Source organism: Pseudozobellia thermophila (genome assembly GCF_900141855.1).
GTDB lineage: Bacteria > Bacteroidota > Bacteroidia > Flavobacteriales > Flavobacteriaceae > Pseudozobellia > Pseudozobellia thermophila.
Map to the genome: position 1 here is coordinate 67,804 of NZ_FQYU01000002.1, position 19,898 is coordinate 87,701.

General features: G+C 43.3%; 19 protein-coding genes. 3 read left to right on the top strand and 16 right to left on the bottom strand.

Going from position 1 to position 19,898, the window contains the following annotated elements:
• Nucleotides 1-282: 282 nt before the first annotated feature.
• The 12 genes from BUB37_RS05570 to BUB37_RS05625 form a co-directional block, all read right to left on the bottom strand.
• Nucleotides 283-1,143, bottom strand: a complete 861-nt coding sequence (locus BUB37_RS05570; RefSeq protein ID WP_094766568.1) for a nuclear transport factor 2 family protein — start codon at nt 1,141-1,143, stop codon at nt 283-285.
• A 190-nt stretch (nt 1,144-1,333) separates the two neighbouring features.
• Nucleotides 1,334-2,179 carry an SDR family oxidoreductase gene (locus BUB37_RS05575; protein WP_072990026.1) on the bottom strand — a complete coding sequence of 282 codons (846 nt, stop codon included), beginning with the start codon at nt 2,177-2,179 and terminating at the stop codon, nt 1,334-1,336.
• 110 nt (nt 2,180-2,289) lie between these two features.
• Nucleotides 2,290-3,162: an AraC family transcriptional regulator gene (locus BUB37_RS05580; protein WP_072990029.1), complete on the bottom strand. Its 873-nt coding sequence runs from the start codon at nt 3,160-3,162 to the stop codon at nt 2,290-2,292.
• Between the two features lie 116 nt (nt 3,163-3,278).
• On the bottom strand, nt 3,279-4,064 hold the full coding sequence (locus BUB37_RS05585; RefSeq protein ID WP_072990032.1) for an SDR family NAD(P)-dependent oxidoreductase: 786 nt from the start codon (nt 4,062-4,064) through the stop codon (nt 3,279-3,281).
• 61 nt (nt 4,065-4,125) lie between these two features.
• Nucleotides 4,126-5,088: a 2OG-Fe(II) oxygenase gene (locus tag BUB37_RS05590; protein WP_072990035.1), complete on the bottom strand. Its 963-nt coding sequence runs from the start codon at nt 5,086-5,088 to the stop codon at nt 4,126-4,128.
• Between the two features lie 203 nt (nt 5,089-5,291).
• Nucleotides 5,292-6,275, bottom strand: a complete 984-nt coding sequence (locus BUB37_RS05595) for a zinc-dependent alcohol dehydrogenase family protein (protein ID WP_072990038.1) — start codon at nt 6,273-6,275, stop codon at nt 5,292-5,294.
• A gap of 39 nt (nt 6,276-6,314) precedes the next feature.
• The gene (locus tag BUB37_RS05600; protein ID WP_072990041.1) at nt 6,315-7,160 is read right to left on the bottom strand and encodes an enoyl-CoA hydratase/isomerase family protein; all 846 of its coding nucleotides are present in this window, start codon (nt 7,158-7,160) and stop codon (nt 6,315-6,317) included.
• A gap of 124 nt (nt 7,161-7,284) precedes the next feature.
• Entirely contained in the window at nt 7,285-8,205 is a 921-nt protein-coding gene (locus BUB37_RS05605; protein ID WP_244526745.1) for an AraC family transcriptional regulator, read from the bottom strand.
• Between the two features lie 30 nt (nt 8,206-8,235).
• Nucleotides 8,236-9,342 (bottom strand): L-dopachrome tautomerase-related protein, encoded by a 1,107-nt coding sequence (locus tag BUB37_RS05610; protein ID WP_072990044.1) that lies wholly within the window; start codon nt 9,340-9,342, stop codon nt 8,236-8,238.
• 1 nt (nt 9,343) lies between these two features.
• Nucleotides 9,344-10,177: a DUF4437 domain-containing protein gene (locus tag BUB37_RS05615; protein WP_072990047.1), complete on the bottom strand. Its 834-nt coding sequence runs from the start codon at nt 10,175-10,177 to the stop codon at nt 9,344-9,346.
• 15 nt (nt 10,178-10,192) lie between these two features.
• Nucleotides 10,193-11,200, bottom strand: coding sequence for a zinc-binding alcohol dehydrogenase family protein (locus BUB37_RS05620; protein ID WP_072990050.1), 1,008 nt, complete (start codon nt 11,198-11,200; stop codon nt 10,193-10,195).
• Nucleotides 11,201-11,225: 25 nt separating this feature from the next.
• A complete protein-coding gene (locus BUB37_RS05625) occupies nt 11,226-11,900 on the bottom strand; it encodes an NAD(P)H-dependent oxidoreductase (protein WP_072992542.1) in 675 nt (224 codons plus the stop codon).
• Between the two features lie 169 nt (nt 11,901-12,069).
• On the opposite strand from BUB37_RS05625, the gene BUB37_RS05630 reads away from it, so the two are divergent.
• Nucleotides 12,070-12,954 (top strand): AraC family transcriptional regulator, encoded by an 885-nt coding sequence (locus tag BUB37_RS05630; RefSeq protein WP_072990053.1) that lies wholly within the window; start codon nt 12,070-12,072, stop codon nt 12,952-12,954.
• Nucleotides 12,955-13,103: 149 nt separating this feature from the next.
• Here BUB37_RS05630 and BUB37_RS05635 read toward each other — a convergent pair whose 3' ends face one another.
• From BUB37_RS05635 to BUB37_RS05650, 4 genes are all read right to left on the bottom strand, one after another.
• Nucleotides 13,104-16,052, bottom strand: coding sequence for a T9SS type B sorting domain-containing protein (locus BUB37_RS05635; RefSeq protein ID WP_072990056.1), 2,949 nt, complete (start codon nt 16,050-16,052; stop codon nt 13,104-13,106).
• 127 nt (nt 16,053-16,179) lie between these two features.
• Complete coding sequence (locus tag BUB37_RS05640) at nt 16,180-16,944, bottom strand: patatin-like phospholipase family protein (protein ID WP_072990059.1); 765 nt, start codon at nt 16,942-16,944, stop codon at nt 16,180-16,182.
• A gap of 45 nt (nt 16,945-16,989) precedes the next feature.
• Nucleotides 16,990-17,607: a DUF6134 family protein gene (locus tag BUB37_RS05645; protein WP_072990062.1), complete on the bottom strand. Its 618-nt coding sequence runs from the start codon at nt 17,605-17,607 to the stop codon at nt 16,990-16,992.
• A 26-nt stretch (nt 17,608-17,633) separates the two neighbouring features.
• Nucleotides 17,634-18,494 carry an aminotransferase class IV gene (locus BUB37_RS05650; RefSeq protein WP_072990065.1) on the bottom strand — a complete coding sequence of 287 codons (861 nt, stop codon included), beginning with the start codon at nt 18,492-18,494 and terminating at the stop codon, nt 17,634-17,636.
• Nucleotides 18,495-18,639: 145 nt separating this feature from the next.
• Between BUB37_RS05650 and BUB37_RS05655 the strand changes: the two genes are divergently transcribed.
• Nucleotides 18,640-19,221 carry a TetR/AcrR family transcriptional regulator gene (locus BUB37_RS05655; RefSeq protein WP_072990068.1) on the top strand — a complete coding sequence of 194 codons (582 nt, stop codon included), beginning with the start codon at nt 18,640-18,642 and terminating at the stop codon, nt 19,219-19,221.
• A gap of 35 nt (nt 19,222-19,256) precedes the next feature.
• Nucleotides 19,257-19,889: an NAD(P)H-dependent oxidoreductase gene (locus BUB37_RS05660; RefSeq protein ID WP_072990071.1), complete on the top strand. Its 633-nt coding sequence runs from the start codon at nt 19,257-19,259 to the stop codon at nt 19,887-19,889.
• The last annotated feature ends 9 nt before the right edge of the window (nt 19,890-19,898 follow it).

The following is a 19,898-nucleotide window of genomic DNA, read 5'->3' on the forward strand; positions in this document are numbered from 1 at the left end:
ATTCAATAAAATACCGTTAAGGAATTAAAGGCACAAGTTAGCTAAAAAAACTATTCAGGTTTTGATACATGGGGCAGACTTGGCCATAGGTAGACGAAGCTATCTATCAATAGGTTTATTGAGAGTCGTTCACTTTATTGGTATTAGATACTTTGTGCATTAAAACAAAAGGCAGCCAAACGGCTGCCTTTTTACTTCCGAATCATCTTGTTCATTAACGTACACAATGGTCTTCCCTTCATTTTTTCCATCCGCATTGAACTCATTGTTCGCTCCTCGCCCTTAATCCGGAAAATTAAATTTACCATTGGTATTTAGCCTTTCCGCTTCGGGAGCAATCGTTTCTATAACATCCCAGTGTTCGGCTATTTTTCCGTTCTCTACCCGAAAGAGGTCGTAATAAGAGGTGTGTTCCCCTCCAAAATAACCTTCACTGATGCTTAAGACAAAGTTACCTTGTCCCAATACTTTGTGTATTACCGAAAACTCCATAGTAACCCCTTGTTCGGCCATGGCGGCCAAGGCGCTTCCCAAGCCCGACAGACCGTCCGCAATGTTCGGATTGTGCTGAATATAGTGGTCCCCGTCAAAGTAATTCCCAATTTGATCCATATTGCCGTTTACCAAAATATCGCTTATAAAGTTCCTTACCAAGGCCTTGTTTTCTTCGGTTTTGTCTAAATCGGTAATTTCCGTGGCACCGTCGATCATGGTATGGCCACTTGGGTTCGGTTGTTCAGGGGTTACCTGTAGGTTGTCCCAGTGTTCTACGATCAGGCCGTCTTCGAACCTAAAGATATCGAAGCCTATTTTCGGACCAAAAAAGTTGTAGTCTGTTTGTGTAAATATATAATCCCCATCCTCAAAGGCCCTGATCGTATTTACCTTTGCTGAATTTGGGGGCAAGGCCTGCAAAATTTCACCAAAACCGGCCAATCCGTCCGCTACGCCCAAGTTGTGCTGTATGTATTTATCGGGATTGATGTAAGCGGCGGGTTCTTGGTCTCCCGTTTCAATTGATTTGAGCAAGGCAATCACCTTTTCCTCGTTTGAAATTTCAGTGGTCGACACATCGTCATCGTCGCTACACGCGGTTAGGCATAGACCTAAAATTAAAACTGTAAATAAAAATGTCTTTTTCATTGTTTTTTGTTTAATTATATGTGGGGCAAAAATAGATGGAGGTAATAGCCTAGGGCCTATTAAAAAGCGCCCAAAAACTGTAAAAAACGGAAAGTTTCAATACCCCCATAGTTTGTTTTCCACCCTGGAACAAAAAAAGTGCAGACCCTGGCGGACCTGCACCTTGTGTTCTACTTGTTTTTTAGGGCCTCTATGCCAAGGAGTCGGCGATTGCTTTAGACAAAGGGGTTGTGGGCCTACCCAACAATTCCGATAATTGACGGCTATCATTGAACAAGTCCCCTTTTTCGGTGGCGGTATGGGATCCGGCCAAGAACGCCGCAATTGGGGCTGGGAGTCCCGCTTCTTGAAGCGCCTGTGCGTACTCTTCCTCCGAAAGGTTTACATAAGGGATAGGCTTTCCGGTTTGTTTGGATATTTCCTTGGCGTAGTCGTCCATGGTAAAGGCCTCGTCTCCTGCCAGTTCGTATATTTTGCCTTCCTGACCTTCCGAGGTCAATACGATAGCGGCTGCTTCCGCCAAGTCTTCCCGCGTAGCGGATGAGATTTTCCCGTTACCGGATGCACCATATAAGGTACCAAGTTCAACGGTCGCTTTTAATGAGTCGGTATAGTTTTCGGTGTACCACCCGTTTCTTAACAGGGTGTACGGAATTCCGGATTCGGCCAATGCTTTTTCGGTGGCCTTATGCTCGGGTACCAAGGATAATGTAGAGGTCTCGATTTTTAGGAGACTGGTGTAGGCGATCGAACCTACCCCTGTCTTTTTGGCGGCATTGATGATATTGGTATGTTGCTCAATGCGCTGGCCCAATTCACTGCCGGATATGATAAGAAGCTTGTCCACTCCCTCCAAAGATTCGGTCATTTGTGCGACATTGGCATAGTCAAATGCACGTACTTCAACTCCCAGGTCCCTCCCTTTTTCCGGTGTTCTCGCCAATGCGATAATAGTACTGTCGTCGGTTCTTTCCTTTAGTTTTTCAATAACAAGTCTGCCTAATTTTCCGGTGGCTCCGGTTACAGCAATTTTCATATTCCTTATGTTTTAAAAAGTGAATTAAAATCTATAGGACAAAAGTATATCGGACGGTGAGGGACAGGACTATAAAAAAATGCAGATGTACTGTAAAAAAGGGAAAGTTGCTATAAGTGTTGTTGACGGAACATTTCCGGGGTAACCCCGGTATGCTTTTTAAAATACTTGTACATGTTGCTAGGTTCTTCAAAACCAGCCGTATAGGCTATTTCGGTAATAGACATTGTGGTATTGATCAGCAAGCGCTTTATTTGGGTGACCAAGATCTCGTCTATGACCATTTTGGATGATTTATTGACAATGGCCTTGCATACATTATTAAGCGTCTTTGGCGTACAGCCCATTAAATTGGCGTAGTCCAAGGTTTTTTTGGTCTCAAAACAACGTTCCTCTATCAGGTGTTGAAATTGGATAAAATCGCTCACATACTTATGCTGAACCACGGTCGCACCTTGCCTTACCTTTATACGGAACAATCTGTAGATCAATATGTGCAGTGCATTTCGAATGATACCACTTGAGAATTCGTCGTAATTTTTGGTGTATTCCAGTTCAATATCCGCCATTAGGGACGCAATGGGCTTAAAATCTTCATGGTCGACGCTTATTTTTGGTGAGGTCAAGAATTCGTTGAACAGTTCGTGGGAGCGGGCCACTTCTTTATGGCTCAACAGGCTGGCCAAGAAATCTTCGGTAAATATCAATATGAATCCTTTGGTCCGTGGGTTTTTAAAAAAACGGTGTATTTGATCTTTCCTAATGGTAAATATGGTTTGTGGACCGTATTCGTAATCGGTAAAGTCTATGGTGTGCTTGTCCTCCCCTTCCGTAATGATCAAGATTTGATAGAAGGCCACCTTGTGCAGTTGGGTGATATCTTGCTCGATCTCACGCGCCAAAAGGTCTTCCAGCCGAATCAATTCAAAGCCCAGGTCGGGCCTTGTTTCGTTGTTGAATTTAATATTCTGTATCTCGATCACTAACGGTTTTTGTGAAAATAACGCCGTAAAAGAATCAAAAGTAGGATTTTAAACGGGTTACTTATGGGATAAAATGAAATTTCACATTTTCAAGGGGGTAAAGGTTTTTTGTAAATTTAAATAGACAGCAATGTATCTGTAACATCTATCAATCCTTTAATTTTAAGCGGATTATAAGCATGGGGATGTGCATCTGAATAAAAGCCTTTATCGTTGTCAAAATATTTACCAGTTTGGGCCAGGTCGGTCATACTTAAATCGTATAAAATGTCGACTCCCTTTTCCGCTGGGGACCAATGCTGCCCGTAGGCTTCGTTGGCCATTTTGGTATTTAATAAAGAACCCGGATTTACCGCCACTACGGTAATCGAAGGTTCTTGTTCCGCCAAGTAAAAACTCCACATGGTCAGTGCCAGTTTGCTTTGCGCGTAAGCTTCGTTGGCACCCAAACCTGTTTTTCCCCCTAACGCCTGTATATTGATGCTTGTCTGTGCAGCGGAGCTTAAATTTACAATTCGCGGTGCGGCCGATGCCTTTATATTGGATAACAATCCCTTGGTTAATACATAAGGAGCAAAGTAATTTACCAAAAATCGTATATCGGTACTAGTGCTTTTGCCGTTTGCCATCAAAACACCTGCATTGTTGACCAACACATCAATTATCGGCATCTTTTCGGCAACTTCTTTAGCCATTTTTTTCACTGCATTTAAGTCCGAAAAATCCGCTAAAAAGCCCTGTATGTTTTCATTGTTGGACTGCTCTTTGATTTCTTTTATTGTAGCCGCCAATTTGGTTTCACTTCTACCGTGAATGGCTATAAAATGACCTTCTTTTGCTAAACGCAAGGCCAATAATTTGCCTATGCCGTCCGTACTTCCTGTTATCAATATATGTTTCATTTTTGTTTTTTAATGTTGATGAAAACTGGCAACACCAATGTTGCCAGTTTCTTATGTTTTTTTAAAACGGTGCAACGGTATCTTTAGGACCATCAGGTAAACTCCACCGTTGACGAGCCGTTACATTTTCCAGAGCGACATCTTTAATGGTATTGCTACCGATGTTTCCGTAACTACTGGTACTGCCACGTGGTATTTGCATACGGTCTCCGTATAACCAAACTACTAAATTACTGCGTTGCCCACTTTCTATTGGATGTGTGGCGTGTGGTACATTACCTCTATGGATAATAGCTTTACCAGGTTGAAACTTTGTTTGTACCGTTTTACCAGAAGCTTTGTCATAAAAATCTACTACCGAACCTGTAAATTTTTCATCAGGTAAATTGGTATTGATATTTAAGGTTGCTGATGAAGCATCGGTATGTGCGTGTAAATCCTTGTCCTTATCCGGATTGTACTGTATTGAAAATCCGAAAGTTTGATTGTCATAGCCGTAAGTCCCTAATAAAAGTCGAGAAATCGGACGCATATAACGGTCCATAATAGCGTTATAAAATGCTTGGAAACTTGGTGCCGCAAAATGACCTTCGGAACGAGGATCTAACATCATCCCGTAACGATTTAATTGAATACCGTAAGGTGCACGTTTTGGAATTCCTGAATTTACAGCATCCTCTAAATACTTTCTAAAATCTGCCAAACGCTCTAAATCGAAAAATTGCGTTTCATAAACTCCAGGAATAATTTCTTCCCATAAATCGGCTACAGCAGTTTCTTTTTCCGGGTTTTCCCAAGCATCGTTAATGACTTTTCTCAATTTTGGGGCTAGCAAAGATTCATCTGGCAATAGTAAATTGCCTTTGTTTTCTTGTTCCCATTGTACCCAAGCAGTTTCTAACAATTTACGATTGTCATTCCAAAATTTTGAAACCGATGGATCGCGTCTTAATGATAGCTCTCTTGATGGTACTTCTAGAGCACGAGCTTCTGCAAGTGCATTTGTATGTTCCATTGTTTTCATAATATCTATTTTTAAGAATAGCTACTGCTATTGTTTTTATCTATAACAAAATTAAGCACGAAGAGCTGCTTGCCTTTGGTAGTAAAAAGGGTTGTTTTGGTAAAAAATAAGGTTTTGATATCCCTCAAAGAAAAATGCCTCTAAGAAGAGGCATTTAACACAACCAATCAACCATAAGGATACATTACATATCCTTATCACCTTTAATTTTCAACTACTATTTTGCCAATAGCCTTTCCACTTTGTAAGTGGGCATAAGCATCACCCACCTGTTCTAACGAAAACTTGTTTTCATCTACTATTGGAGTTAAATATCCTTCGTTGGAAATTTCAGCTAAACGCTCTAAAATATTACCGTGTACGTCCCTTTTAAAATTGTGCAACATGGGTATCAACATAAATACAACATGCAATGAGGCACCTTTAAAGTGCAATGGCGTTAAGTCTAATTCACATAAGGAAACCGTAGTGGAAATGTGTCCGTTTAAGGCAACCGCCTCAATGGAATTGTTCAGGTTTGCACCACCCACGGTATCAAAAACCACATCAAAACCACCATCGGTATATTTTGCAGTATAATCGGCTACTTTTTCAGTTTTAAAATCGATGAACGTGGCCCCAAATTTTTCAACAATAGCTTTTTGATTATCACCTGTACCTGTAGCAAAAACTTCTGCTCCAAAATACTTTGCCAATTGTACCGCTAAGTGACCAACACCACCGGAACCACCGTGTACCAATACTTTTTGTCCTTCTTGTACGCCTGCCCTTGTCAATCCTTCGTATGCTGTAATGGCCACCAATGGCAAGGCTGCAGTTTCGCGCATAGTTAAGCCTTTTGGTTTGTGCGCTACAAGCTTACTGTCCGCTACAATATATTCCGTTAAGGTTCCTGGTAAATCGGCTAATCCGCCGGCACAACCGTAGACTTCATCGCCTACCTTAAAACCTTCGACCCCATCGCCAACCGACTCCACAGTTCCTGAGAAATCCATTCCCAATAAGGCTGGTGTAGCAGGAGACAAGGGCAAATCGGAGCCCATATTCTTAATCATAGTGTCTATCGTATTTACGCTAGATGCCGCTATTTTTACCAATACGTGATTTGCTTTTACTGCTGGTTTTTCAATTTCAGTTGCCGTAAACGTTGCATTTTCTCCGTAACTGTTCAATAACATTGCTTTCATATCAATCTCTATTTTTATTTAATTGTAATTCTTGTTTTATTAATTTACTTCTTGAATATCCATCACCATTTGCTCCCAGTTCTTTTGGTTGTTATGGTCAAACTGGGCACCATTTTCATCTGCATAGGTGAATCTTTTGATGGCAGGCGTTTTGCTTGTTGCCTGAAACAATTGGTAGGCTTCCTCTTTTAAAGCCTCTTTGATCGGTAAGTCTATAGACGCATAAACCGCACGTTTGCTAGCCGCAATGGAATCTGCTGGAAATTTGGAGATACGTTCCGCCAAGGCATCTACATAAGGTCCGATCTCATCTGCATCCAATGCCTTGTTAATGGTTCCGAATTTTTCTGCCTCGTCCGCATCCCAATCCTTGGCACCCAAAATAATTTCCAGTGCCTTTCCCAAACCGGTTTGTCTTGCCATACGTGAAGCCCCACCACCACAAGGTAAAATGCCCATACCTACTTCCATTTGCATAAATTTGGCTTTTCCCCTCACCGCAAAACGCATATCCAAGGCCAATGCCATTTCGTGTCCGCCACCACGTGCAAAACCTTCAATTTTTGCTATGGTTGCTTGTGGTACCTTGCTCAATCTTTCTAAAACAGACTGTAAATCCAATAGCTGTACTTCGTTTCTTGGCACGGCTTCTGTGGACATGTCCCTAAGTAAATTGGTATCGTAATGACATACCCAATATCCTGGATTTGAAGATTCAAAAACGACTACTTTTACGCTTCTATCCCGCTCTAATCGCAGACAAAGACTGCTTAAGTCTGCCAGCATTTCTTGCCCTTGTACGTTTACAGGCCCAAAGTTGATGGTCACTGTTAAAATTCCTCCTTTTTGTTCTGCCGTAAATGTTTGAAAATTCTTGTATTCCATAATCTTGGGTTTAGGTTATTTAGTCTTCTGTTATTAGTACAGGACAAAGTTACCTGGGTACCCAAGCTTTATTTTGGTAGAAAAACCAGCGGTATTGGTAAAAAATAAGGTTTCTGGCAATGACTTAGGCCAGATTGGCTTTAAATGCCCTCAAACTGATGCCTTTGTAGGTTTTAAAGATCTTGTTTAAATGGCTAGAATCTGTAAAACCAAGATCGATAGCAATTTCCGAATCTTGTGCATCGGTGTACTTTAATCGGGTCTCCACCAATTTTAATTTGTAGTTGATGATGTACTTTTTTAAGGATACATCGGTATGTTTTTTAAAGTATTCGCTGATGTAATTGTCGGCCATGTGAAATTCTTCGGCCAAGCTCTTGGTAGTGAGCAATTCGGAATTGTAAATATTAGTGTGAATGTAGTTGATGATTTGCTGAATCTTGGATGATTTTACTGCTTTTACGGTCTCCGCCGTATTGATAAACTGAATGTTTCGAGCAATAAGATGCAATATGACCGACAGGGAATTTTGAATGATAAAATTATCGAAGGTCTGTTCTCTCATATACTCGGTGGCAACCATATTGATCAAGGATACCAAGTGTAATCTATCCGATTCGGTTTCAAACTGCATTTCACGAAGCTGATGACTTTCACTATTGAGGATTTCCTCGATTTTTCGGAACCAACCGTTTACGGGCAATTTTCCGTTTTGGGAAGATGTGTTTCTGAAGAAGCTCTTTAAGAACTTTATGGCCACGGTAGTCGTAGCGGAATCGGGATTTACGATGTAAATATCATCCGGAATAAAAACAAATATACTATTTGAGGTGTAGGGAACGGTTTTGCCATTTATTTTTATAGTTCCCGTTCCCTTTTCAAAATACAGTATTTCAAAAAAACGAATGGTCGTGTATTTGCAAAATTCAAAGAAAGTCTGTTCTTCGTATTTCGCAATTACAATATTTTCTATAATGGTACGGGCCATATGCGATTTTCTTGTTTCCTTATAGGGCAGTTCTTTAAGTAAGATACTAAAAAACAACCTCTAAGTGGGTTAAGCCCATATTAATTTTCATCGAAAATAAACCCCTTCTACAACCGGTTTGAACCTAAAGATGTAAAACGGTTTTGTTGATTTGTCCTTCCCATTGTTAAATACGGCCCCATGGTTTACCTGGGCGGCGGAAACATACATGTAACCGTCTACATGGTTGTAGCTTACGCCATCGGGCCATACCATATTTTCGTCCTGTATCATGGTTTTTACACTGCGGTCTTTGGCCATGACGACGGCAACACTTTTGGTTTCCAGCGCAGTTAAATAAAGATTTCCCTCTTTGTCGATGGACATTCCTCCATTGTTGGGTTTGTCGGAATACGTTTCTATTCTACTGTCCAAATCGGCATCGGTCAGGGCTTCGTTGACCAAATCCACGGTTTTGATACGGTAGATTTTTGGTCCGTTCAAAGGTCCGTAGTAGATATATTCAAAGTTAGCATCGGCAGTAATTCCGTCATTGCCGATAAACAAATCCTTTCCATTTACTGCCAGATGCTTGCCATTGATTACGGTAGGAGTATTTTCAGGTTTTGTGGTACGCGTACCCTCGAGAACACGACGTGTCTTTCCGGTCTTCATATCAACAATAATAAATGCCGCTTTGCTCCCATCGCCCCCGTTACCGATACCTTCATCGGCGATGATAAAATAACCGTGCTTGGTATCCACTACCATATCGTTGGGTTGTGCAATTGCTGGCACTGCTGATTTTGGCAAGTAGTAAATGCGCTCCAAGGCATCGGTTTTGGTGTTCCAGCCTACAATTTTTGGCGTTACATTGTCGCGTTGGGCCATATCGATCATCCAAACAACCCCGTTTTCATCATTACGGATACCCAAAACATTGCTCAAATAATTATCATCCGTAGCTCTTGGGGTGTTCCATTCCAAATTGGGGAAGGGGGTGGTCGTATTTGTTTTTTTATCGAACTTGACCACTCGAATTTCCGGTGCAAAAAAGGGGTGGTGACTGTATACCAATTGCCCATCGTGGGTAAAGGCAATATTGCCTACCGCTTGGTCTACCGTGGCATAGGTTTCCGCTTCTGCCAAGGTTTTTTGTGCTTGAACGACCATGACCGAAGTAAATAAACTCAATAGTAAACTTGTCTTTTTCATCTTACTTTACCTCAAAATCACCATTACTTCGTATGTAAATAACCGTTTCCTTAGTTGTGGAAATGAAGGCCTTGGCATTTTCTTCAGCCCCGAAATACGAGCCCGGTCGTAATTCGTTTTTAGCTTCTTTTTTAGAAAATTGATGGCCTAAGTTTCCGGAAATAACCACTGCCCTGAAATTCGGACTCAAGTTTTTTATGCTTCCGTTAAAACCGGCCGGTAGTTTTAAAAGTGTCGCACGCAATTGGTTTTCATCGTGACTGCCCCACAAAAAGGCGGTTTCCACCTTACTTTTGTCGGACACCCATTGGATATCGTTGGCATGTAACCAAACCATATTCGATTGATCTACATTCACGGGGCGTTCCCCATTGTCAAAAGCTTCTGAAGTCGGTTTTACCAAATAGGGCCCCTCTTGAATGTCTAAGATCGCCATATTCTCCTCCCCATCAGCCGCGGTGATATGTGCTTCGCCTGCAGGTTGTTGCCAATACGAACCCGCTGGCAACCATTGTTTTTCGGCATTTTCATCATCGTTGTGCAACAATCCTTGTATAACCACACCACGATAGGTAATGTTGTGAATGTGCGGTGGCGACGAAAATCCTTTGTTAAATTTTACTAAAAATCCTGCGGGTTCGTTTTTGGTACGGTCGCCCCAAAGTTTTCCTGCGGCCGGACTTTTATCGCCTCGTAGCGGATTTAACCATCCCCATTCTACTTGGCCTGCGGTGACAACTTCGTTTTTAGACTTAATATCGTCTGTCGTTGGCGTTTGTGCGTTTGCATATGCCCCAACAAGTAGTGCGAATGCAACTAAAATATTCTTTTTCATTTTTAAAATCGATTTTTAAAATCCCTCTAAAACAATCTTCCCCTTTGCCTTTCCCGTTTCCAAAAAAGCGTGGGCCTTGCGAAGGTTTTCGGCATTTATGGTCCCGAAATTCTCCCCTAAGGTGGTTTTTATAGTGCCGTTATCAATCAATTCTGAAACTTTATCGAGAATGTGGTGCTGCTCGATCATATCCTCTGTTTGGAACATGGAACGGGTAAACATTAACTCAATGTGAATAGACACGGCCTTACCTTTAAAAGGCATTACGTTCAATGATTTGGGGTCGTCAATAAATCCGAATTTACCTTGGGGTTTGATCAACTTGGCAATTTCATCTACATGTTGTTCCGTTGCATTTAGGCTTACTACATATTCTGGCGCAGGAAGACTGTATTTCTCGAACTCCTCACTTAGTTTATTTCTATGGTTAATAACCGAGTCGGCACCCAATTCCTTTAACCAAGCCGTAGTTTCCTCACGTGAAGCGGTAGCGATAATATTCAATTTGGTCAATTTTTTAGCCAATTGCACTAAAATGGAGCCCACACCACCGGCGGCACCAATGACCAAAATGGACTTACTAGCATCGTTTTTGGCCACTTCCAATCTATCGAACAACATTTCCCAGGCCGTAAGCGAAGTCAAGGGTAAGGCAGCTGCTTCCGCATAAGACAAGCTTTGCGGTTTTTTGCCCACAATGCGCTCATCTACAATTTGATACTCGGCATAACTCCCTTGACGGGTAAAATCGCCGGCATACCAAACTTCATCACCAACATTAAAAAGTGTGACGTCTTCGCCAACTTCCTTTACAATTCCGGTAGCGTCCCAACCGATCACCTTCCAATCATCACCTTCTACGGGCATATTGGCACGGACTTTATAATCGGCGGGATTGACCGAAATGGCCTTTATCTCGACCAGCATATCGTGACCCGTGGCCTTTGGCATGGCCAATTCTACGTCTTGTAATGATTTACTATCTTCTATTGGAAGATTCTCTTTGTATCCTATAGCTTTCATGGTAGTTTTATTTAGGTGGATGCGTTTACTTCCAGGTAACGATATCCTCAAAATTTCTTCTCGATTTCGGAAACTCAGGGTCTGCCTTTCTATGTCCAAAGGCGACCATATAAGCAAGGCCGTATTTATGGGTGTCGATCCCAAATTTTTCCTGTAACAGGGCCTCCGCTTTTTCTTGGTGGAAACCTTCGATTGGGCAACTGTCTATTCCCGTCAAGGCGGCGGCCGTCATCATATTGCCCAAGGCGATATAGGTTTGTTTTGAAGCCCAATCGAATAACTTTTTATCACTGTCAAGATTAAAATCCCGCTCCTGAAATTCCCTATAAAATTTGGAATACGTTTCAATAACTTCTTCGGGCAGTTGTTTTACGTCCTTCATCATGTGCATGATGTATTCCGAATCGTGCTTTACCATGGGGGCCTTCATGGCCAAGCCCAAAACAAAGTGGCTGGCCGTATCCAATTTTATGGGGGCTCCCCAAGCCACCGGCTTTAACGATTCACGTAACGCCTTGTCTTGAACGACAATAAAATGCCAAGGCTCAAAACCAAATGAGCTGGGGGATAAATGAGCGGTTTCCAAGATAAATCTCATATCCTCGTCCGAAATGGTTTTGGTAGGATCAAACTCCTTGGTCGCGTGTCTAAACTTGAATGCGTTGATTATAGCTTCCTTTGCAATGTTAGGTGTATCCATTTGTATGTTTTTTAGTATGAGATTGATAATTGTGGTGCAAATGTAGGCCTGCCACCCAGGATGTTTGTGGTAAAAAAAATGGGTATTTATGTACAAATAAAGGTTTGTACGCCTTTTTTAAGGGATTATAGGCGATTATGGTGTAGATTTGGCCCTAAATTTCCCTAAAATGGAGGTAATAGAAGCTTATAAACCTTTTGAAATACAAGAATTGACGCTGAAGGAGTGGAAGAAACGCCCCGTGAAGAACAATTTTTTTGAACTGGTATGGGTCAGGCAAGGCCAGGGCAAACAGTGTATTAATTACAACGAGCATTCCTATGCCCAGGGGGATATTTTTTTGCATCCCCCACTAAAATGTCACTCTTTTACGATACAGGAACCGAGCACATTCGTTTTCTTAAAGTTTTCCGATACTTTTTTTAAACAGGTAGGTAGATCGGCCATAGATAGAAAGGCCTGGTTCAACGAGGCTTCCTATATACTCTCGAACTACAATCAGCTGCCCGGTAGTATTATAAAGTCGGAGGTAGATCGCCAGCATATGGAGCGTCTGATAGATATGATACTGCAAGAGTCACGAAACCAGACCGAGTCTTTCAACGGACTTATTACAAGTCTGCTCACCGGTATTTTGGAGATTTTGATGCGCAATATCAAGAAGACCATTTATTTTGAATCGATAGAAAACCAGACCGACGACCGTATCGTACGCATTTTGCAATACCTCAATGAAAATATAAGCGACCCCGAAAAACTTAAGATAGAGTCCTTATCGGACCGATTTTCGATGTCGCCCACCTACGTTAGCGAATATTTTAAGAAACAGGTACACATGTCGCTACGGGAATACATTATAAAGGCCCGCTTAAAATTGGTGGAGATACGCCTGTTGAACAGCGATTATTCCCTGGGCGAAATTGCAGACGAGCTGGGCTTTACCGATGTAAGCCATCTAAGTAAAACCTTTAAGCGCTATGTGGGACTTTCCATTCGCGAATTTAAGAACCAGGGCGAGTATCGTATGCTTACCCGTAATGTGTGTACGGCTTAAAAATCAGCTTCCCCGACCCACCCCTTCCAGGAAGGGCGTCGTCGGTCGATAAAGCAAGCTATGTTTTACGGTGTTCTTTATAACCTAATGTACCACCGTGCCGTTTATGGCAATCGTTTTTAGTGCTACCTAAACAAATGGCAACTGAATTACCTTTTAAGCGAAAAATGGCCTGTAATGGTAGTTTTCCCATCCCTTTCCACGAACTTGAACCAATAATCACTGGCAGGTAGCCTACGGCCGTTCAAGGTGCCGTCCCAAGAACCGCTAAGGGCATCAAAGTGAGACAAAAGCTTACCGTAGCGGTCGTAGATGGAAACGGTCCCCTCCAGGGTAAAGAATTCTTGGTCTACCTTCCACCTGTCGTTTACACCATCGTTGTTGGGCGTAAAGAACTTGGGAAACAGCACCCGTTTGGGGTCATTGGGGCCTTCACAGGCAAGCAGGTCGATGTTTACCGTAAAACTGGACTCATCGGAACAGGACCCCGATTCCTTATAAACATAGAGGGTCGTGGTTTCCGTAATGCTGTCCCCCTCGTACAAGGCAATGCCCTGTCCGCCGCTTTCCGTATAATAATTGCCATTGACCAATTCGGGTAGTACGTAGGCCTCGCATTCGGTAACGTCGTTCAGTTGGTCGACCGATAGGGATGGGACTATATTTACCGTAAAACTGGATTCGTTGGAACAGGACCCCGATTCCTTATAAACATAGAGGGTCGTGGTTTCCGTAATGCTGTCCCCTTCGTACAAGGCAATGCCCTGTCCGCCGCTTTCCGTATAATAATTGCCATTGACCAATTCGGGTAGTACGTAGGCCTCGCATTCGGTAACGTCGTTCAGTTGGTCGACGGTGGCCGGGGCATCTATGGTAAGGTTAAAACTAGTTTCATCCCCACAATTTCCTGCCCCGGTGTGGATGTAAATGGTTTGGGAGCTTGTAATTTCATCTCCCGGCTGCAATTGCGTTCCGCTTGCGTTTGTCCCGGTAAAATAACGGTTGCCCGTATTCAGTGCCGGCAATATGTAGCTACCGCAGGCGATTACGTCTTCAAGGCTGTCCGCCGTTATGGGCTGTGTGGCTATAAGGTTAAAAACGCTTTCATTGTAGCAACCTCCCGAATCGGACACCCTAACGGTAATGGCCTCTTGGTCCTGGACGGTATTGGTGTACGGGTCGGTAAGGGCCAGGGGGGTTCCCGAAACATCGAAATACGAAACGGTAACCCCGGTTTGCGTGCCTATGGCCTGTGCTTCGATATCGGCAAGGTCTATAGCGAAGGTAGTGTACCCGTCACCGTCAAGGTCGCAGCTATAAATATCGGCCACCACATTGGCCGTGGGGCCATTGTTGTTAACGGTAATCGTAATGGGGTTGCGCTCAAGGGTAAGACCGGTAACAATGGTACTTGTTATCTCACAGGTATATACCCCGGCATCGGAAACGGACAAGGGGTCCAAGACAAGATCGGCATCCGTTGCACCGGAAATGGGTGCGCCGTCCTTAAACCATTGGTATACATTGGCCGAACCACTAACGACTGTGGACAATGTTAAACTGGACCCGGTACAACGATTAAATGTTTCGGTATCGTTGACCTTGGCTTGGGGACTATAGTGAAAACCAGCAATGCTTTGGTCGTAATAGTCGAACTCGTCCTCAAAATCCCCAAATTGAAAATTGTTACTGCGAATTTCAAGAAAATCAGTACCCGTAAGTACCCCTGTGAAATTTGGCACCGAGCCCTCAAATTGGTTGTGGCCAAAATCAAGGGTCTTGATGTTTAACCAATTACTGAAAGATGGGGATAGCTCCCCGCTGAACTGATTTTTCGATATATTCAAATATTCCAGGTTGACGAAGCTTGAATAGGTTTCCGGAATTTCCCCACTAAAATTATTGAGGAACAAATAAAGACTCTTAATGTTGGTCCATTGTGAAAACGACGGGGATAATTCACCGGAAAAAAGATTATCGGACAACCACAAGCTTTCCAAGTTTACAAAAGAAGCATAACTGTCGGGGATATTTCCGGAGAGCTGATTAGCCGATAAATTGAGCGTTTTTATTTTGGTCCAAGCAGAGAAAGAGGGAAAAAGGGTTCCGGTTAAGGAATTATGCCCTAGGTCAAGATATTCCAGGGTAACAAGTTTATTGAAACTTTCCGGTATTTGCCCCGACAATTGATTGCTTGATAGGCTTAGGCTAACAATGCTTAGCCATTCCCCATATTCAGGAGGAATATTGCCAACCAATCCATTATAGGAGAAATCAATGATTTCCGCATTTATCAATGATCTTAGCTCCACTGGCAATGTACCCGTAAGTTGATTGTGCGATAAATTTAAAATCCTTAAATCGATCAAGGACTGAAGGGTTATGGGAATTTCCCCACTAAGTTGATTGCTTCCGAGTCCGAGTTCCGTGAGATTGGTCAGGTTTCCATATTCCGGGTAAACAGTACCCGTAAATTGATTATTGCCCAAACGAAGAACCCTTAAGTTGATCATATCCGTGATTTCAATAGGTATTTCCCCACTGAGTTTATTGCCCCGAAGGTTAAGGGTTCTTAAGTTCGCTAGCCGGGTAACCGCCAAAGGAATTTCCCCGGTCATTTGGTTGCTCGATATATCTAAATGGATAAGTTTTGTCAAATTATCTATATCGCTGGGAATGGTGCCGGTAAAATTGTTGGCTTTTAATTGAAGCCATTGTAATTCCGTAAGTTCTGTCAATCTATTGGGAATAGTACCATTCAGATTTTGATTGCTCAAATCAAGAGTTTGCAAAAAGGACAGATCCCCTATTTCTTCGGGAATTACTCCCGTTAAATTATTGTTGCCATAACCGTTGTCGGTGGGGTTCATATCCATACCAACAACATGCCCCCCTACTATGGTCAATCCATACCAATCATCGGTAACGGGACCGGTAAAATCCCAATCGTTCGTTGGGTCCCCATCGGTTTCACTATCCCAATTTGGACCGTCGGTAGCGATATAAAAAGCCTGTAGGGCGGCTTTTTCGGCGGGGGTTACTTGGGCGTCAATAAATTGAAAAAAGAAGAGAATCGGGAGTAAGAGATATAATTTCATGCAATGATACATCTAAGCGTTGACCAACAAAATATAACGGTCTCGGATACCACTAATATACAATTATTGAAAATAAGCACTAAAATTTCATGCCTTGGGGAAGCACTGTTCGATATCGCCCAAGGCCTTAGCGCCCGGTCAATTTATAGGTTTTTAGGGCTTCGCCCGCACTTCGATATCCTATCTCGAAGATGGTGTCGATACTTCGCATGTCGAAAGTGGCAAAACGGCTCAACTCCTCGGGGGAAACGACCAAATCACAGTCCTTGAACTTCGCAAGGGAGTCGGAGGCGGACTTTAATTTATAGGCCCGGTCCACCACGTCGTAGGAGTGCTTGAGGTCCTTGGCACCAATGCTTTTAAGCGGACTCACATAACTACCGATAATTTGGTTACAGGGTATTTTAAGCGGCTCTACGGGGAAGTTGTTGAGAACTCCACCATCGACGTAAAAATTTCCGTCGATGTCGATGGGCGAAAACACCCCGGGGAAGGTAGCAGAGGCCAATACCGGACGTATCAATTCGCCCTTGTGAAAGATTTTTAGTTCGCCTTTGATTATATTGGTGGCGGTAACGAACAGGGTTTTGGCCAGGGCTTCAAAGCTGTCGTTGGGAAAGAACTTCTTAAACTCCTCGTAAAACTTTTCAGTGTCGATAAAGCCCGGTTTTCTACGGGCAAACCGCTTGGTGTGAAATATGGGAATGACCTTAAAAAAGTGCAAGATGTCCGACCACGGAACCCCACCTGCGTACAAGGCCCCTACAATGGCACCGGCACTTGTTCCCGAAACATAGGTCGGGTATATATTGTGTTCTTCAAGGGCCTTTATCAGCCCAATATGGGCAACGCCCCTTATACCGCCTCCTGATAACACTAAGCCTATCTCCATATTTATTTATTAGATATAATGCACAATAGCGCCCTCTGTTCTGTTTTACCTATGGGCCACAATATCGAATTTCACCAAGCCCCCATCGATATTTGCCTTTTCAAGATAACCGTTGGAATACGAATAGGTGTTTTCCTTGCCTTTTGAATTGATTTTTTTATACCTGTGGCCGCCCAAGGGCACAAGGCTGTTAAATGTCCCGTCCTGTTCCGAATAGCAGCGGGTGGTATTCACGGGCTCTTCAAAATAAAGCTGTATGGTGGCGTAGTTAATGGGCTCCTCTACCACCCTGTCCTTTTTGTCGTTGATCAAGATTTGATAGCCGTTTCCCTCCCGTTTCGTCGTGGTATTGGCGTGCGTTTTTTGGTTGACTTCAATGGTCACGTAGGCCTGCTCCAAGACCTTGTCCTCAAAGACCACGTCGTAATTGTAATTGACCTCAATATCTGTGATGACCCTTGTTTTTATGGTCGTCGAACTTTGAAAACGCACCTTGCCTTCTTTCTTTTTTCTGATGGCCTCGAGATTTCCGACTACCTTTCCCTTCATTACGATATCAAAACGTAAGGAATCCGTCGCGGTAGTTATATCGGGTGGGGTTTCCCCCGTTCCCATCTGGGTGAGAACAAATAGGAAGAAAATAATTTGGTTAACGGATACCATGGGCGTCGGGGGATGAAGGTTGTAAACTAATTAAGCTCTTTTTGTTTTTTTAGCGCTAAAAAGGCCGTCTGCAATTTTTGGGTCAGAGTGCCTATGGCTTCATTTTTATAAAAATAGTGATTGTTTATTTGTTGGATGGATGCAATTTGGGTAGCCGTACCGGTTAAGAAGGCCTCGTCCATAGTTGCTATGTCCTTTAAGGATATGGCCTCTTCGCGTACCTCAATGTTGAGCTGGCCACAGAGTTCCAACACGATCTGTCGGGTGATGCCGTTCAAGATCAAGGTATTGGCCGGGTGGGTATAGACCCTACTGTCTTTGACAAAAAACACGTTGCTATGCGAGCCTTCGGTAATCTGTCCGTCGCGCACCAACAAGGTTTCGTAGCAATTGTTGGCCATGGCATATTCGTTGGCCATTACATTGCCGAGCAACGAGGTCATCTTTATATCGCAGCGCAACCATCTCAGGTCGTCCGTGGTAACTACCTTGGCGTGTACCGCATTGATGTCGGGCAGCTTTTTGGAAAGGGCGTACATAAGTACCGTGGGCTCTATACCCTCGGGATAGGCGTGCTTTCGAGGGGCCACGCCACGGGTTATCTGAATGTACAGGAGACAGTCATCATGACTTAGGTTCGACGATGCGAGCAATTCGGGAATCTCCCTTTCAAGGGCATCGACATCATAGGCTATACCGATTTTGTTTAAAGAAGCCTGAAGGCGTTCCATGTGGGCCTTTTTGTAAAAAAAACGCTGGTCGATACGAACCATTACCTCATAGACCCCGTCGCCAAAAATAAACCCCCGATCAAAAACCGATATCTTGGCCTCATGCGACTTTATGATCTTTCCGTTTAAATATACTACTTCGGGGTAGTCGGCCATTCTTTCGTTTTTTTCCCTTAAGGACAAAATTAGGCAATTCTGCGATAGAGGGCTATGGAAGCGAATTATTAAACATTCGTTAAAGGCAGATAAAAAATGAACGTTCATTCATTTTCTCTCTATCTTTGTACCAGATTAGAGAACAATGGCACAACTTCAAAAATGTACGGACAAACGGAACGCCTTGGTACAGGCGACCATGGAACTGGTGAACAACAACGGTTTTCACGCGGCCCCCATGTCTAAAATAGCCAAAATGGCGAATGTTTCCCCAGGTACCATTTACTTGTATTTTGAAAACAAACAAGATCTCGTAAACCAGGTGTACCTAGAGGTAAAGTCCGTTTTCACGGCCTATGCCTTTGAGACCTACGACCCAAAAATGCCGGTTGAGCAAGGTTTTGAGGTCATCTGGAAACGCATTGCCGAGTTTAAGCTCAACAAATGCCAAGAGGCCATGTTTTTGGCCCAATGCGACAATACCCCGATTATCGATGAACCTATCAGGCAAGAGGGAATCAAGCATTTACAGCCCTTGCTCGATCTATGGAAACGTGGTAAGGAAGAGGGCAGTATCAAACCCCTATCGGATTATATCTTGTATGCCTACACCGTAAATCCCCTATCCTTTTTAATGCTGATGCAGCAAAGGGGTGTATTTAAAATTGGGAAGAAAGAACTAGAGTCGGCCTACCTGGCCGCCTGGAACAGTATCAAATCAGAATAACACAAACAACATAACAAATAATAAATTACAACAGAATGGAATTACTTGATAAACTAAAATGGAGGTATGCCGCCAAGGCGATGAACGGGGAAAAAGTGCCCCAAGAGAAAGTGGACCGTATTTTGGAAGCGGCACGCCTTGCCCCTACCTCAAGTGGCCTGCAACCTTTTGAGATCATTGTGGTTACCAATCCGGAAATAAAGGAAAAAATAAAGGCCGTGGCCTGGAACCAGTCCGTGGTCACCGATTGTTCGCACCTCTTGGTATTTGCCGCCTGGGACAACTATACCGAGGAGCGCATCAATAAAATGTTCGACCTTACCAACGAGATCCGAGGGTTTAAGAACGAGGGCTGGGAAAACTACAGACAGCAATTGTTGGGCATATACCCACAACGCGATCCGGAGGTAAACTTTCAACATGCGGCCCGACAGGCCTACATCGCCTTTACCGAAGCCCTGACCGCCGCTGCCTTTGAGAAAGTAGACGCCACCCCTATGGAAGGTTTCGACCCCGATGCGGTCGACGAAATCCTAGGTTTGAGGGAAAAAGGGCTGCGTAGCTGTGTTCTGTTGCCCATCGGTTATAGAAATACGGAAGAGGATTGGTTGGTGAACTTGGTAAAAGTAAGAAGGAGCAAGGAAGACCTTGTTACCGTAATCGATTAAGAAGATAAA

Bases quoted from the DNA above. Each gene is read 5' to 3' on its own strand.
- BUB37_RS05655 (WP_072990068.1), top strand. From the start codon at position 18,640: ATGGCACAACTTCAAAAATGTACGGACAAACGGAACGCCTTGGTACAG.
- BUB37_RS05660 (WP_072990071.1), top strand. From the start codon at position 19,257: ATGGAATTACTTGATAAACTAAAATGGAGGTATGCCGCCAAGGCGATG.
- BUB37_RS05610 (WP_072990044.1), bottom strand. From the start codon at position 9,342: ATGAAAAAGACAAGTTTACTATTGAGTTTATTTACTTCGGTCATGGTC.
- BUB37_RS05645 (WP_072990062.1), bottom strand. From the start codon at position 17,607: ATGGTATCCGTTAACCAAATTATTTTCTTCCTATTTGTTCTCACCCAG.
- BUB37_RS05600 (WP_072990041.1), bottom strand. From the start codon at position 7,160: ATGGAATACAAGAATTTTCAAACATTTACGGCAGAACAAAAAGGAGGA.
- BUB37_RS05630 (WP_072990053.1), top strand. From the start codon at position 12,070: ATGGAGGTAATAGAAGCTTATAAACCTTTTGAAATACAAGAATTGACG.
- BUB37_RS05575 (WP_072990026.1), bottom strand. From the start codon at position 2,179: ATGAAAATTGCTGTAACCGGAGCCACCGGAAAATTAGGCAGACTTGTT.
- BUB37_RS05625 (WP_072992542.1), bottom strand. From the start codon at position 11,900: ATGGATACACCTAACATTGCAAAGGAAGCTATAATCAACGCATTCAAG.
- BUB37_RS05615 (WP_072990047.1), bottom strand. From the start codon at position 10,177: ATGAAAAAGAATATTTTAGTTGCATTCGCACTACTTGTTGGGGCATAT.
- BUB37_RS05590 (WP_072990035.1), bottom strand. From the start codon at position 5,088: ATGAAAACAATGGAACATACAAATGCACTTGCAGAAGCTCGTGCTCTA.
- BUB37_RS05595 (WP_072990038.1), bottom strand. From the start codon at position 6,275: ATGAAAGCAATGTTATTGAACAGTTACGGAGAAAATGCAACGTTTACG.
- BUB37_RS05585 (WP_072990032.1), bottom strand. From the start codon at position 4,064: ATGAAACATATATTGATAACAGGAAGTACGGACGGCATAGGCAAATTA.
- BUB37_RS05640 (WP_072990059.1), bottom strand. From the start codon at position 16,944: ATGGAGATAGGCTTAGTGTTATCAGGAGGCGGTATAAGGGGCGTTGCC.
- BUB37_RS05650 (WP_072990065.1), bottom strand. From the start codon at position 18,494: ATGGCCGACTACCCCGAAGTAGTATATTTAAACGGAAAGATCATAAAG.
- BUB37_RS05620 (WP_072990050.1), bottom strand. From the start codon at position 11,200: ATGAAAGCTATAGGATACAAAGAGAATCTTCCAATAGAAGATAGTAAA.
- BUB37_RS05570 (WP_094766568.1), bottom strand. From the start codon at position 1,143: ATGAAAAAGACATTTTTATTTACAGTTTTAATTTTAGGTCTATGCCTA.
- BUB37_RS05635 (WP_072990056.1), bottom strand. From the start codon at position 16,052: ATGAAATTATATCTCTTACTCCCGATTCTCTTCTTTTTTCAATTTATT.